Here is a 14,729-nt window from a genome sequence, read left to right on the forward strand (position 1 = left end):
ACCGCTGAGATAGGCGCACCCTCATTTACATCAAAATCAAAATCGGACCCCGAAGCCACTTCGGGGATCAATCCGACGTGTCTCAAAAGACCTCAAACACACCAGGGAACATTAAAAATGACTGTAAAATCTATCATCGAAGCCTTTTGGCAAGGCCATAGCACTCAGGACATCGACGCCCTGAAAACCATCATGTCCAAAGACGTGACATGGACCGTGGTTGGCAAAACATGCCCGATCGCAAAGACCTATTCCGGCTGGGACGGGTTCTTTGGCGAGCTCCTCGGTGGCTTGGGAGACGCCTTTAAACCCGGCACGCTGAACATGGTCGTGAAAGGCCTTTATGCCGACGAAGACGCAGGCGTGGGCTTTTTGCATCTGGCCGAAACGGCGACCTTACACAATGGTCAGATCCTTGATGTCGAATTGGTCGATGTGTTCACCGTGCGCGACGGCAAAATTGTCGAGGTGCGTGAAATCATGGATCTTGCCGCCGTCAACGGCGCCTTTGGTTTTGCGGAGGTGTCGGCATGAGCGCCTATAAAAAAGACATCACCCAAGAGATCATCGCCAAAGTTCACGCCATCGGCCCGATCCTGCGCGACAATGCCGTCGAAACCGACAAAGGCCGCCGTGTCACCCAGGCCTCTCTTGAGGCGCTCGAAACCACTGGCGTTTTTGGGATCAACTCACTGGCGCAAAATGGCGGCTTTGAGGGCGGAGCGCGTATGTTGTTGGATGTCACCAGCACGATCGGCATGTATTGCCCAAGTTCCGCGTGGATTTCAGTGATTTCAAGTGTGTCGGCCCAGCTTGCCATGCGTTTTCCAGACACGGCGTGGAACCGCGTTTACGCCGGTGGAAAACCCGTTCGCATGGCCTCCGTGATTGTCAATTCCGGCAACACAGCCCGACGCGAGGGCGAGGGCTACCGGATCAACGGCGAATGGCCGTGGGGCTCGAACATCCTCAATTCCGAATGGGCCATCGGCGCATTGGATGTGTATGAGGCCGAAGGTGCGGAGCCAACGCCGGGCTATGTCCTGTTGCACAAGGACAGTTTTACCATCAAGGACACATGGTACAGCATCGGGATGCGCGGCACCGGCAGCAACAATTTCATTGCCAAAGATGTCTTGGTTCCGGCGGATCAAATCGCTCCGGCGGGTACGATCCTTGGGCCAGAGTTTGAGATGTCGGGTGAGGCGCATTTCCTCCAGCGGTTGACGCCGGTTTCAATGTTCCCGACCGTGATCATTTCTGGTCCGCTTGGGGGGGCAAAGGCGGCCTTGGACTATGTGATTGCAGCGGCGGGCAAACGCCCCATCACCTATTCCAAATACCATCCGCAAAACACCTCTGGGGCTTTTGTCCAATCCATCGGGGCCGCTAAAGCCAAGATTGACACGGCCGAAATGAGCCTTCAGGCCGCCGCTGATTTGATTGATGCAGCGGCCCTTGGCACCGACCCTTTGTCGATGGCGGATCGCGCCCGTGTGCGCAATTACGGCGCGCATGCCACGGCCAATCTGTGTGAGGTCATGAACGATCTCGCCACGTTGCACGGCACCGCGACCTTTGCCGAGTTCAGCCCCCTGGGTCGTCTGTGGCGCGATGTAAACACCGGCGCGCGCCATGCCATTGCGGCCAGCCCGCTGTGTTATGAGATCGGCGGCGCGAGCCTTCTTGGCGTCTCCCCTCCGACACCTCTCGTCTGAGGGCGGCTCCGTGTCTGATCCATTTGACCTTCACATACAGGGCGGCCCCGCCGCCCTGCCACAAAAAGACCTGTCGCGTGCCGGGGTCACAGGCACCACATGCGGCGGCGTCGAATGTTTTTACGGCATCCGCTATGGGCGCTTGTCCAAACCGGACACACCCCGATCTGCCGTTACCCCCGCATCAGGGCAATTGGATGTGCGCCACCTGACCGAGGTTCCGGTCTTTCCGCAACTCCCCAGCCGCCTTGAGGCCCTCATGGGGCCGGGCATTGGCGAAAATCCACAGTCGGATGAGGCGTTTTATCTCAACGTCTGGACTCCAGAGGGCGGCACTGACCTTCCGGTGATGGTGTTCTTGCACGGCGGCGCTTGGGTGAGTGGCGGCGGCGCGGCACGGTGGTATCGCGGCGCGGCCTTGGCGGCGGAGGGCATGGTGGTTGTGACGTTGAACTACCGCATTGGCCCCAATGGCCATCTCGAAGAGGATGCGGATCAAGACCCCTCTGATCACCGCCCAATGGGGGATATTCTCACTGCATTGCAGTGGGTCAAAGACCATATTTGCGATTTTGGTGGCGATGCCAATCGGATCACTCTGGCCGGACAATCGGCGGGGCATGGTACGCTTGGGCCTTGGCTGGGTGGCCGAAAGCCAAAGGCGTGTTTGATCAGGTTGCGCTTTTGAGCATCCCACAGATCAGCCCTTGGAGTGGGGCGCATCGCAGCGCCTTCACCCGCGATACTGTTGCACGCTGTGAGGAGATGCAGCGTCAAGGAGACCCGCAAGAGGTGGCTTTGTTACGCGCAGGTGCCGAGGTGTTGTCGCATCACACGTCGCCACCCGGTGCAATGGCGCCGATGTATTTGCCGGTTTGGCCCGTGGCGGCGGCGGAGACGCCCCTGCATGTCTCGGCGCTGTATGTGCGGGTGACCGACCATGAGATGTCCGTCTTTTTGCCCCAGTTGGCAGCGGGATCAAAGCAGGATGTCGCACGCCTTTCGACCCTGCGCGCCCAGTCCGATCCGCCAATCCTGTCGCGGGCCTGTGCACAGGGCTGGCCGCAAGACTGGCCACATGGCTGGTCAGAGGACTGGGTCGAGACCGTCACCCGTGCCTCGTGGTTGAGTTTTGGGGCCTTTGCCGAGGCTATTGCCAAGGCGGCGGAGGGGCGCGGTCGCAAAGTGATCCGAAGACAATTCGCAGCACGGAGCGACTTGCCCGGCGTCGGGGCGGCACATTGTTTCGATCTGCCATTCCAATTTGGAAACCCCGCAGATTGGCATGACGCGCCGATGCTCAACGGCTGGTCCTCGCAGGCCTTTGAGGCCCTCAGTCAAGAGATGCGCGCGGACTTGGCCGCCTTTGTTTTGAACACCTCACAACCGTTGAACCGCCGCATTGGGACACCGCTCCCGACCGAATGCCACATCCTTTGAAAGGAGTTCAGATGACTGATATATCCGATATGGCCGACGCGTTTCGCACCGCCTTTCGCAATCACCCGGCTGGGGTCGCGATTTTGACGGCGACGACAGAGACGGGGCCTGTTGCGATGACGGTCAGCTCGCTGATTTCCGTCAGTGCCGCCCCGCCGGTGATCGCCTTTTCTCTGTCCAATCAGTCCGCCACAGCCGCCGCTCTTTTGACGGCCCAGACCGTGGTGATCCATTTTCCGCGCTACGAGGATCTGGATCTGGCCAGCCTGTGTGCTCAGCCGGGGCAAGCCCGTTTTGGTGCGGATCACGATTGGGAAACCCTGCCGACGGGGGAACCACGCTATCGCCAAATTGGCACATGGTTTCGAGGCGAAATTCAAACGCGTCTGCCGCTTGAGGCGGCGACCCTTGTGACCGCACAGCTGCTTGAAGGTGCCTGTGCCGCCGCGACGACACCCCATAGCTCAGAAACGCTGGTTTATCTGGACCGGCGCTGGCGAGGCCTTGGGCAAGAAGGCCGGAAAACCGGCTCACCCCCATAAGCTGGCAGCAAAAGCCAGCATCGTCCAACATATGACCAATAGGGATCTCTCATGAAACACTTCGCACAAACCCTCGTTCTCGGGCATTCACGGCCTGTGCCGCACTGCCAGCACTGGCGGTTGACGTTGCACCGGGTGATTACGCCATGTTGCCGCCTGGCACCAACGTCGGCCTGCTCTACCTCCAGCACTCCCGCGCGACCGAATTGAACTTTGGCGGGGTTGATGTGCCCGCCTCCGAAGTCACCGCCAATGTCGCCGTTTTGCGGGGGCTGCACTACACGCAGATCGGCAATGAGCCGGTTTTGTTTCAAATGGTTTTGCCAATGGGCGGGTTTGACACGGCTCAGATCGGCGGGGCAGCACAACCCACGTCCGAGGGCCTTGGCGACCTGACATTCGGCGCCAGTTATTGGCCCGTCAAACCCTCCAACCCGGACACCGGAACGACGGTCGGCGTCACGGCATTTTTGACCGCGCCAAGCGGATCTTATGAGTTTGGCGAAGTCTCTTTGGGCGGCGGGGCATGGGTGTTCACCCCACAAGTCGCGCTGATTCAAGGGTTGGGCAATGGTGTCTATCTGGATGCCACCGCAGACGTCGCTTTGAGCATGGATCACACAGAAAGCGGCGTGGACGTGTCACGCGATCCCGCCTCTCAGGTTCAGGTCGCCTTTCGCAAACAATTCGGCCAAACCAAATCGCTCTCTGTCGGTTACTCCGGCCAATTTGGTGGCGACATCAACTATGACGGTGTCTATTCGGGCCTGAAAACGCGCCGCGATCAGATCCGCGTCTATGCCAACACCTTCGTAAGCCCGACCGTCCAAGTGCAGGGCATGTTGGCCAAGGACCTCTCTGTGCAAGACGGGTTCAAAAACGACGTCGTCGCGGAAATCCGCTTTCTCAAACTGTTCTGATCGGACCAAAGGCGCGCGGAGTGGTTTTTGCCGCGCGCCGCTGACCGGTTTTGCCGTCCTGCCCCCCAATGGAGACCAAGAATGCTTGGACCTAGCGCACATGTAGACACGTTTTGCCGGGACAATCTTCCGGCACCCGACCATCAGCCCGACTATTTGTTGGACGCTTTCCCCTATCCCGACCACATGAATGCCGCCTATGAGCTCACCGACCGGATGGTCGAAAAGGGCTTTGGCGATCGCATTGCTTTGATCGGCCAAGGCCGCAGTCGCACCTATGCGGAGCTGGCCCAGTGGAGCAGTCAAATCGCCCGCGCCTTGGTCGAAGACTATGGCATCAAACCGGGGCACCGCATTTTGATCCGTTCGGCCAATACGCCCGCGCTTGTGGCCTGTTGGCTTGGCGCGACCAAGGCGGGGGCGGTTGTGATCAACACCATGCCGATGATGCGCAAAAAAGAGTTGATGCAATATTTGGACAAGGCGCAGGTGCGCTTGGCGCTGTGCGACCTGCGGATGTTGGACGAGTTGGAGGCCTGTTTGGGCGCGAGCGCACCTTTGGAGCATATTGTGTCATTTGACGGCACGGCGGGGCTCAATGGGGCTCTTGACCACGTTGCCGCCCGCAAATCGACTGAGCCCTTTTGGGTCAAAACCGGGCGCGATGATGTGGCGCTTTTGGGGTTCACCTCCGGGTCCACCGGCGTGCCCAAGGCGACGATGCATTTTCACCGAGACCTTTTGGTGATCGCGGATGCCTATGCCAAAGAGGTGCTCAATGTGCAGCCCGAAGACATTTTCGTCGGCTCACCCCCTTTGGCGTTCACCTTTGGTCTTGGCGGATTGGCAATCTTTCCGCTGCGCTTTGGGGCCTCGGCGGTCTTGCTTGAACAGGCCGGGCCCGCGCAGTTGATCGAGATCATTGAGCGGCATCAGGCCACGATCTGTTTTACAGCACCCACCGCCTATCGTGCCATGCTTTTGGCGATGGAAGACGGGGCCGACCTGTCCAGTTTGCGCTGCGCGGTTTCTGCCGGAGAAACTTTGCCCCCGCCGGTCTTTGAGGCTTGGGTCAATAAAACGGGCCGCGAAATCCTTGATGGCATTGGCGGAACCGAGTTGCTTCACATCTACATGTCGAACCGATTTGGGTCTGCACAACCCGGCTCCACTGGCACGCCACTTACGGGCTATATTGCAAGAATTGTTGATGATGAAATGAACGAGGTCCCGCGGGGCACGCCCGGTCATTTGGCCGTGAAAGGTCCGGTGGGCTGTCGTTACTTGGATGATGAGCGACAGACAAAATTCGTGCGCGATGGGTGGAATCTCCCCGGCGATATTTTCATCCAAGATGATGCCGGGGTCTTCCACTTTGCCTCGCGCTCAGACGATATGATTGTGTCGTCCGGGTACAACATCGCGGGTCCCGAAGTTGAATCCGCCTTGCTGGCGCACCCGGATGTGTTGGAATGCGGGGTGATTGGTGTCCCCGATGAGGCCCGCGGTGCGATCGTACAGGCGCATGTCGTGCTGCGCGATGGCGTGGCCGCGACTGACAGCACCGCCATGGAATTACAGGAGTTCGTCAAGGCGACCGTTGCGCCCTATAAATACCCACGCTCGGTGGTTTTCACCACGGCTTTGCCAAAAACGGAAAGCGGTAAGATCCAACGCTTTCGTTTGAAACAACGCGCGGACAGTCCGGCCACATAACCGTCAAAGGCGGGTGCAGCGGAAGCGCCCGCCGCGTGCGATCATAGGCCTGCCACACCTGTCCGCCTGATGGACGCCTTGTTGGTGAGCCTGTTTTCCCACGCCGGCGCGACTTATAGTCTCCCGATGACTTAGCGTTGGGAGGAACGCCGTGGAAACGCACAGATTTCCCTTTGCGCGACAGCGCAGGGGATGGATTTTTGCTGCACATAAAAGCTCTAAAGGGCGTGCAGAATGATCAACGGACAACATAAAAAGCACATATCAAACCTCTTCTTGGCGGCCGCCGCATCCTGCTTTCTGTTTGGAGCTGGGGTGACCGTGACCGATGTGGTTTTGCGCGCAGTGGCGGGGCTCAATGTGCCCGCTGCCATTGAATTGACATCCCTGTCCATCGGCTTGGGGGCGTTGCTGTCGATGCCGGTCTGTTACGCGAAACGGACCCATGTGACGGCCAAGCTGTTGTCCGAACTGTCGCCCAACCGGTTCACCCGGCCTTTGGGCGTTGTCGGCAGTATCGCTTCGCTCATTTTTGCCGGGCTGTTGTTTTGGATTTTGGCCGAAAACACCCTGTCCAAACTGGGCTCTCCTGAAACCACTGCTGATTTGGGCGTGCCAGTGCCGATGGCCCTGATGGTGGTGACATTGACCCTTTTGGCCGCTCTTGTCGCCGCCGTCGCGGCGCTCTGGTTCTCCGTGAAAAATGAGAAGGATTGGTGATGAGTGGGATGCTCTTAGGCGGCATGGGGTTCTTTGCCGCGATCGTGATGATCTTTCTCGAAGTGCCTGTGGCTGTGGCCCTTGGTCTTGTCGGTGTGCTTGGATCGGCGATGATCATCGGCTTGCCCGGTGCCATGACGATTGGCGCGACGACGACATGGGACAGTCTGACCAACTACACGCTGACCATGTTGCCGCTGTTTGTGATGATGGGCAATTTGGCCGCGCGCAGTGGCTTGTCCACGAAACTCTATCACTCCATGTCCGTGCTGATCGGCCACCGTCGTGGCGGGCTTGCTCTTGCGACGATTGGCGCGTCGGCGGGATTTGGGATGATCTCGGGATCGTCCTTGGCCACCACCGCGACCATGGGCCGGATCGCCTTGCCGGAGATGAAAGCCGCCGGATATTCGCGCTCGCTTTCCGCCGGGTCGGTGGCCGCAGGAGGGACACTTGGTATTTTGATCCCACCGTCAACGGTGTTGGTGATCTATGCTTTCATCGCCGAACAATCCATTCGGGACCTGCTTTTGGCCACGGCCGGACCGATCTTTTTGGCAGTTCTGCTCTACTGTTTGGCGATTTGGGTGCCGATTTGGATGGGTTGGTCTGTGGCGCCTCAACGGGTGCGGGCCGAAGGGCCAGAGCGGCGCAGCGCGATCAAAGAATTGCTGCCCCCGGTTGGTATTTTTGGCCTGATCATGGGCGGACTTTATTCAGGCGTGTTCACCGCCAATGAAACCGCCGCCATCGGGGCCGCCGTGGTTCTGGCCTATGGATTGCTGGCGCGGCGGTTGTCCTTTGAGGGCTTCATGTCCGCGATCATGGACACGGCGATGACCTGTGGTGCGCTCTATCTGGTGTTGATCGGGGCGAACCTGTTCAACTTTTTCCTTGCCCTCTCTGGCCTGCCCTTTTCCCTCTCTGGCCTGTTTTCCGGCATTTTGGATCAACCGCTTTTGGTGATCTTGTTGATGCTGGCAATCTATCTGGTTTTGGGCACGTTGATGGACAGTCTGGCGATGTTGTTGCTCACCGTGCCGTTGTTTGTGCCCGTGGCGCAGGCGGCAGGAATCGACCTTGTGTGGTTCGGGATTTTCGCCGTGATGGTGGTGGAAATGGGGCTGATTACCCCGCCCGTCGGCATGAATCTTTTTGTCCTTAAAACCGTCGCACCGGACGTCAAGCTCACCGAGCTTTGGAAAGGGGCGGCCCCATTTGTCATCGCTGATTTCATTCGCGTGGGGATCATCATCGCTCTGCCCGCGCTTGTCATCTGGCTGCCCTATCATGCGATCTGATCAGAAAAACGGGAGGAAACTATGATCAAAACTCTACTCAAAGCCACCACTGTGGCGCTGGCCCTAGGTGTCTCTTTTACCGCGTCGATGGCGCAGGCGCGCGAAATGCGTGTGTCGTCTTTTGAGCCGGCACAGGGGTTCTATTCGTCAAAAGTGCTGCAAGCCTGGATCGACGAGGTCAACCCGAAGCTGTCCAAAGGCGCGTCCTTCAAACTCTATCCCGGCTCCATCCTTGGTGCACCGCCAGCACAGGCGGAATTGGTCAAGGCGGGCGTGGCTGATGTGGCGCTGGTCGTGCCGACCTACACGCCGGGTCTGTTTGCGATGACGGGCGTGGTCGAAGTGCCGGGACTTGTTGAAACGTCGGCGCAGGGCACCGAGATCCTCAACACGCTGGCCGAGGACGGCGCATTGAGCGCGGAATATGCCGATTACAAAGTGATCGCTCTGTTCACCACGCCGGGCTACCGCTTTTTCATGACGGACGCTGCTGCCGCCACGCCTGCCGATCTCAACGGTTTGAAACTGCGGACCCCGTCGAAATTTGGTTCGACCCTGTTTGATCTTCTGGGCGCGTCAGGCGTGTCTATTCCGGCACCGCAGGTCTATGAAAACCTCGAACGCGGTGTGGTGTCTGGCGCGGTGTGGGTGATGGATGCGTACCGCACCTTCCGGCTGAACGAAGTGGCTCCCTATATCACCACCGCGCGTTTCACCTCCTCGCCCATGGCCGTTTTGATGAACAAACGCACCTATGAGGGCCTGTCGGACGCGGACAAAGCCGTGCTGGATGAGATGTCCGGGCGTGCCACGGCCGAATGGATTGCTTCCGTCGTCGATCAAACCGATGCCGAGGTCGAAGCGGCGTTTCGGGCGGCGGGTGAAGTCACCTTTGTCGAACTCGATGAGGCAGGCCACGCGGCATGGGATGCGGCATTGGCGGAGGCTCCGGCCAAATGGGTGGCCGAGCAGGCCGATCCGGCAGCAGCCGAAGCTGTGCTGACCCGCGCGCGCGAGGTTTCTGCGCGCTGATCTTCTCTCCGTCTGTCCACACTGCGGACGGGCGGAGATGACACCTCGGGATTGGGCCATTTCGCCTATAAAATGAGGTATTCCTGAACAAATGATGGAGAACACCATGGCAATTATTGCTCTGGGCTATCTCGGTGTGCGCTCTGACAAGCTCGACGACTGGGGAGATTTTGCCGGCAAACTGCTGGGCATGCAAAAGATCGACCGTGGCGGCAAAGCCGTGGCGTTTCGCATGGATGACAAGGTTCAGCGGCTTTTGGTCTCTGACGAACCCGGTGAAACGCTGGCGTTTCTGGGGTTCGAGGTCGCAGCCAAAGAGGATTTGCAAGCCTACGCCGCTCGTCTGGATGCCGCTGGCGTGGCCGTCACGATGGCCACAAAAGAACTCGCGGATCGTCGGTTTGTCGAAGACATGATTTGGTTCAAAGATCCGGGTGGCAACCGGGTTGAGCTGTTTTACAAACCGATGATTGCCACCGATCCGTTTGTGCCGGGGCGTCCGATTGACGGCTTTATGACCGGGCCTTTGGGCATGGGGCACGCCGTGCTGCACGTCAAAGACATCGACGTGATGATGCCGTTTTACCGTGATCTGTTGGACTTTCACGTCTCGGATTACGGGTTGGAACCTTACGGTTTGTACTTTTTTCACCTCAACAATCGCCACCATTCCTTTGCCATGGTCGGCTCGGGGCAGCTTGGCTTTCACCATTTCATGGTCGAATTCCAAAATCTCGATGATCTGGGCCAAGGCTATGATTTGGCGCAGATGGAGGAGGGTCGTGTCGCCTACACACTGGGCCGTCACACCAATGATTACATGACCTCCTACTACGCCCATTCGCCCTCCGGCTTTTTTGTCGAAAACGGCTGGGGCGGGCGGTTGATTGAGCCGGACACATGGGAGCCGCATCAGACCCATGATGGCCCGAGTTTTTGGGGCCATGAACGGCTTTATCTCACCGAAGAAGGTGGGCGCAAACGCCTGCGCGATATGCGTCTGGATGCTGCTGCACGGGGCCGGCGTGCGCCACCCGTGGCCGATTGCCCATGGCTTTTCGGCGAACTGACCAAACAGGGAAAATAACTATGGAACACTATGATGTCGCCATCGTGGGCTATGGCCCTGCGGGCGCAACTTTGGCTCATCTTTTGGGTCAATGCGGGGTAAAAACGCTGGTTTTGGATCGCGAAAGCGCGGCCTATCACCTACCGCGCGCGGTGCATTTTGACGCCGAAGTGATGCGGGTGTTTCAGTGGATCGGCATCGCCGACGAAATGGAACCCAAAACGGCGCTGCATCCGGGGATGCAATTTGTCGATGCTGACGGCAAACTTTTGCTGGATTGGCCGCGCCCACAGGGCGAAGGGCCGCAAGGTTGGCGCTCGAATTTCCGCTTTCACCAGCCCGATCTCGAAGAGGTGCTGCGCACCAGTCTGACCGTCCGCAAAGAGGTCACCATTCGCACCCGCTGCGATGTGTTTAACATTGCGGATCAAGGCGATGTGGTGGAACTGCGGTTCGAAGACATGTCCTGCGGCAAGGTTGAGCGCGTCACCGCAAGCTATGTGGTCGGTTGTGACGGCGCGCGCTCGCTGGTGCGGCGCTATATTGAGACCGGGATGGAGGATTACGGATTTCACGAACGTTGGCTGGTGGTCGATGCGATCCTGAAACAGGACAAGCCCGAGCTCGGCGATCATTCGATCCAATATTGCCGCCCTGATCGTCCCGCCACCTATGTGCGGGTGCCGGGGATGCGGCGGCGGTGGGAAATCACGGTCAAGCCCGATGAGGATACAAATGAGATTTCCAAACCGGAGCGGGTGTGGGCGTTGCTTGTCGATTGGTTGACGCCCGAGGATGCCGATTTGGAGCGCACAGCGGTCTATGTGTTCCACTCTCTCGTTGCGGATGAGTGGCGCAAGGGGCGGCTTTTGTTGGCCGGTGATGCCTGTCACCAAACCCCGCCGTTCATGGGGCAGGGCATGTGTGCGGGCACCCGCGATGTCGCCAATCTGTACTGGAAATTGGCGTTGATTTGTCAGGGTAAAGTCACGGGCAAGGCCGCAGAGGCATTGCTGGACAGCTATGAAAGTGAGCGCAAACCCAATGCCCGCGAGTATATCCAAACCGCCGTGCGGTTGGGCGGGTTGATCAACACTGCGGGCACCGAAGCCGCCCTGCGCGCCGCTTTTCCAGGCGCCGATGGCTCGGCCCGGATGAACAGCATCGCGCCGCCTTTGGGCGAAGGGATCGGCGTTGGCGACCTCGCCGGGCGTTTGTTCGGTCAACCGCGCCTGAGCGACGGGCAGTTGATGGATGATGTGTATCGCCATCAATTCGTTGTCGTCGCCCAGGCCGATGTGGCGCAGGGTTTGAACCTGCCCGACGGTGTCGCCTTGGTCACAACGGACCACTCAAACGCCGCGGATCACCTTGCTCGGCTTGGTGCCCGCGCCACCGTGCTTCGCCCCGACCGCCACACGCTGGGCGGGGCCAATACAAAAGAGGAGCTGACGGCGCTTTTGGCCCTCGTGCTCCCCAATCCTATCGAAACGCAACAACCTGAACGGGTCTGAACCAATGAAACTTTGCTCTTTTACCAAGGACGGCACGTCCTCTTATGGTCTCGTCACTGAGGCTGGCATCGTCGATCTCGGCAAACGCTTTGGCGCGCCGACGCTACGCGATTTTTTGGCCACAGGCGACATGGCGGCCGCCGCAGCCCTGGTCTCTGCGGATGCCGATTATGGCTTTGACGATGTGGCGCATGATCCGGTGATCCCGAACCCGGATAAAATCATCTGTGTCGGCTTGAACTATCATGCCCATATCGAGGAAACCGGCCGCGAAGAAACCCCGAACCCGGTGCTTTTTGCGCGCTATCAGGGGTCGCAGATCGGGCACAATGCGCCGCTGATCAAACCGCTTGAATCGGATAAATTCGACTATGAGGGTGAGGTCGCCGTGATCATCGGCAAAGAGGGCCGCCGCATTTCGGAAGCGGATGCGATGGATTATGTGGCGGGCTATGCCTGTTACAACGACGGGTCCGTGCGCGATTGGCAAAAGCACACGCATCAATTCATGCCGGGCAAAACCTTTGCCGGGACGGGCGGTTTTGGCCCGTGGATGGTGACGGCGGATGAGATCGAAGATCACACCAAAATGCGTCTCCAAACCCGGTTGAATGGCGAAACCGTACAAGACACCACGCTCGATATGCTGGTCTGTTCGATCCCGCGTTTGATTGCCTATTGCTCGACCATCCTGCCGCTGTTGCCCGGCGATGTGATTGTTTCCGGTACGCCGGGCGGGGTTGGCGCGCGTCGCACACCGCCGCTGTTCATGAAAGACGGTGATATTTGTGAAGTCGAAGTGTCAGGCGTTGGCATTTTGTCCAACCCGGTCAAAGCGGAAGTCTAAGGCTTACGCACAGGGTCGGAGTGTGGCAGTCTCAGGCGATGATGGCTTCTGGTTCCGACACCTCTGCGACCTCTTCTGGCGGGTCCGTGCGCGCGCTTGCGCGTGGGCTTGCCATTTTGCGCTATGTGAACCGGATGGGCGAAACCCGACCCGGTGAAATTGCCAAGGCGCTGAACCTGCCGCGCCCGACCGTCTACCGGCTTTTGGAAACGTTGGAGGAATTGGGCTATGTCGCCTTTTCCGCCACCTCCAATTATGTGCGCGTGACGCGATTTGCCGCCGCTTTGGGCGATGGCTATGCCTTGACCTCTGAACTGTCACAGGCGGCGGGGCCTTTGTTTGCCGAATATGGTCAACGGCTTGTCTGGCCGCTTGATCTGACCATTTACAACAATGCAGCGATGGTCATTCAGGAGACCACCCATGGCCGGTCTCCGCTGTCGATTGACCGGGGCATGACCGGGTATAAATTACCGGTGTTGCGCACCTCGGCGGGGCGGGCCTATCTGAGTTTTTGTTCGGATGAGGAACGGCTTTTGATCCTAGAACATCTGCGTCGGCTCAATGATCCTGAGGATGTTCCGTTTTTGGAACCGCGCTGGTTGGAGCAATTGTTTGAACAGACCCGCGCACGTGGCGTCGCCATCCGCGACAGTGGCGAATTTCGCGCGCAAACAGCATCGCTTGCCGTGCCGATCAGATCGGGCGGCAATGTTTTGGGCTGTGTCTCGATCATCTGGATTCGCAGCGCCATGAGCACCGGCAAAGCGCGCGAGACCTTCACCGCAGCTCTCTCAGAGCTTGCCGATAAAATCGCCGGGTCCTTGCCGGATTGACCGCCCAGCCCACGGCAAACACCGCATGTGCACTGTCTGATGGATGGACAGGGGCACGCTTTGGTTTGCCTTTCTCCGCCCCTGATCTACCTCAGAGTCAAATTATAGGGATGCGCAAAATGAAACTGTTCCATTCTCCGGGCTCCTGCTCACTGGGTATTCGTATTCTGCTCGAACAGATCGGGTGCCCCTACACGGTGGAGGTCACGGACCTGAAACAGGGCGCGCAGCGCAGCGCATCCTATCTGGCGCTGAACCCAAAGGGAAAGGTGCCGGCGCTGTTGCTGCCGAATGGCGATGTTTTGACCGAATTTCCGGTGATTGCCTATTGGCTGGCCCGCCGCTTTCCAGATGCGGCGCTGTTGCCCAAAGCGTTGGAGCAGGAGGTGCGTGTGATGGAACTGACCGAACATATCGTCTCTGGCCTGCATATGCGGGGGTCGGTGTTTGCCATGATGCCGCAGAAATTCACCTCCGATCCGACGGTTCAGACGGAGTTGCGTCAGCACGGGCAGGGCGTTGTGACCGACGGGTTTGATCGCCTCACCCGTCAACTCGGCGACGGACCTTATCTGTTCGACGGGTTCACCATCGCAGATGCTGCCGCCTATTATCTTTTGTCATGGCACGACCGGATTGGCGTCGAGCTTCCGGCTGCCCTTCAGGCCTATGTCGACCGGCTGTCACAGCGGCCTTCGATTGTCGCAAGCCTCGCGTGACATGTGGCACTGGACGATGCTGGTTAGCGTATAACAGCCTGTTGCACGCAAACGGGCGTGGGAGCGCAAACATGGATCAGCCCCGTTTTTAGGCTTCACAGCGCCCATGATTCCCATTAGGAAAAACCCGCTTTGGTCCGGGCGGTTCTCCGTCCGGTTAAAAGGGAATGTGGTTCGGTTCACCCAATGGGTGCCAAGTCCACAACTGCCCCCGCAACTGTAGGCGGAGAGCGAAGCCGGAAAATGCCACTGTCGCACATTGGGCGACGGGAAGGTTCGGCCCAGCTAAGACCCGTGAGTCAGGAGACCTGCCAAGGTGCTCACCCTGTTCGGACGCGTGGGGCGTGCCGGGCTG

15 protein-coding genes and 1 riboswitch are annotated in these 14,729 nt (G+C 58.8%); all 15 genes read left to right on the top strand.

What is annotated here, in order from left to right:
* Nucleotides 1-117 precede the first annotated feature (117 nt).
* A complete protein-coding gene (locus DA792_RS01395) occupies nt 118-534 on the top strand; it encodes a nuclear transport factor 2 family protein (RefSeq protein ID WP_107717732.1) in 417 nt (138 codons plus the stop codon).
* On the top strand, nt 531-1,718 hold the full coding sequence (locus DA792_RS01400) for an acyl-CoA dehydrogenase (protein ID WP_107717734.1): 1,188 nt from the start codon (nt 531-533) through the stop codon (nt 1,716-1,718). Before DA792_RS01395 ends, DA792_RS01400 begins: the two co-directional genes overlap by 4 nt.
* Nucleotides 1,719-1,728: 10 nt before the next feature.
* Nucleotides 1,729-2,406 carry a carboxylesterase family protein gene (locus DA792_RS01405; RefSeq protein ID WP_159075131.1) on the top strand — a complete coding sequence of 226 codons (678 nt, stop codon included), beginning with the start codon at nt 1,729-1,731 and terminating at the stop codon, nt 2,404-2,406.
* The gene (locus tag DA792_RS01410) at nt 2,382-3,158 is read left to right on the top strand and encodes a hypothetical protein (protein WP_159075132.1); all 777 of its coding nucleotides are present in this window, start codon (nt 2,382-2,384) and stop codon (nt 3,156-3,158) included. Before DA792_RS01405 ends, DA792_RS01410 begins: the two co-directional genes overlap by 25 nt.
* Nucleotides 3,159-3,169: 11 nt before the next feature.
* Nucleotides 3,170-3,700, top strand: a complete 531-nt coding sequence (locus DA792_RS01415) for a flavin reductase family protein (protein WP_199908049.1) — start codon at nt 3,170-3,172, stop codon at nt 3,698-3,700.
* Nucleotides 3,701-3,846: 146 nt separating this feature from the next.
* The gene (locus tag DA792_RS01420; protein ID WP_107717743.1) at nt 3,847-4,620 is read left to right on the top strand and encodes a transporter; all 774 of its coding nucleotides are present in this window, start codon (nt 3,847-3,849) and stop codon (nt 4,618-4,620) included.
* Between the two features lie 81 nt (nt 4,621-4,701).
* A complete protein-coding gene (locus DA792_RS01425) occupies nt 4,702-6,336 on the top strand; it encodes an AMP-binding protein (protein ID WP_107717745.1) in 1,635 nt (544 codons plus the stop codon).
* A gap of 234 nt (nt 6,337-6,570) precedes the next feature.
* Nucleotides 6,571-7,056, top strand: a complete 486-nt coding sequence (locus DA792_RS01430) for a TRAP transporter small permease (RefSeq protein ID WP_107717747.1) — start codon at nt 6,571-6,573, stop codon at nt 7,054-7,056.
* Complete coding sequence (locus tag DA792_RS01435) at nt 7,056-8,357, top strand: TRAP transporter large permease (RefSeq protein WP_107717749.1); 1,302 nt, start codon at nt 7,056-7,058, stop codon at nt 8,355-8,357. The genes DA792_RS01430 and DA792_RS01435 overlap by 1 nt, the downstream gene beginning before the upstream one ends.
* A gap of 21 nt (nt 8,358-8,378) precedes the next feature.
* Nucleotides 8,379-9,389, top strand: coding sequence for a TRAP transporter substrate-binding protein (locus tag DA792_RS01440; RefSeq protein WP_107717750.1), 1,011 nt, complete (start codon nt 8,379-8,381; stop codon nt 9,387-9,389).
* Between the two features lie 106 nt (nt 9,390-9,495).
* Nucleotides 9,496-10,476 carry a VOC family protein gene (locus DA792_RS01445; protein ID WP_107717964.1) on the top strand — a complete coding sequence of 327 codons (981 nt, stop codon included), beginning with the start codon at nt 9,496-9,498 and terminating at the stop codon, nt 10,474-10,476.
* A gap of 2 nt (nt 10,477-10,478) precedes the next feature.
* The gene (gene mhpA, locus DA792_RS01450) at nt 10,479-11,972 is read left to right on the top strand and encodes a bifunctional 3-(3-hydroxy-phenyl)propionate/3-hydroxycinnamic acid hydroxylase MhpA (RefSeq protein ID WP_107717752.1); all 1,494 of its coding nucleotides are present in this window, start codon (nt 10,479-10,481) and stop codon (nt 11,970-11,972) included.
* A gap of 4 nt (nt 11,973-11,976) precedes the next feature.
* The gene (locus DA792_RS01455; RefSeq protein WP_107717755.1) at nt 11,977-12,819 is read left to right on the top strand and encodes a fumarylacetoacetate hydrolase family protein; all 843 of its coding nucleotides are present in this window, start codon (nt 11,977-11,979) and stop codon (nt 12,817-12,819) included.
* Nucleotides 12,820-12,857: 38 nt separating this feature from the next.
* Entirely contained in the window at nt 12,858-13,655 is a 798-nt protein-coding gene (locus DA792_RS01460; RefSeq protein WP_107717757.1) for a DNA-binding transcriptional regulator, read from the top strand.
* A 119-nt stretch (nt 13,656-13,774) separates the two neighbouring features.
* The gene (locus DA792_RS01465; protein WP_107717759.1) at nt 13,775-14,374 is read left to right on the top strand and encodes a glutathione S-transferase family protein; all 600 of its coding nucleotides are present in this window, start codon (nt 13,775-13,777) and stop codon (nt 14,372-14,374) included.
* Nucleotides 14,375-14,490: 116 nt separating this feature from the next.
* Nucleotides 14,491-14,704: riboswitch (cobalamin riboswitch) on the top strand.
* Nucleotides 14,705-14,729: the final 25 nt, after the last annotated feature.

It is taken from the genome of Celeribacter baekdonensis, from assembly GCF_003047105.1.
GTDB lineage: Bacteria > Pseudomonadota > Alphaproteobacteria > Rhodobacterales > Rhodobacteraceae > Celeribacter > Celeribacter baekdonensis_B.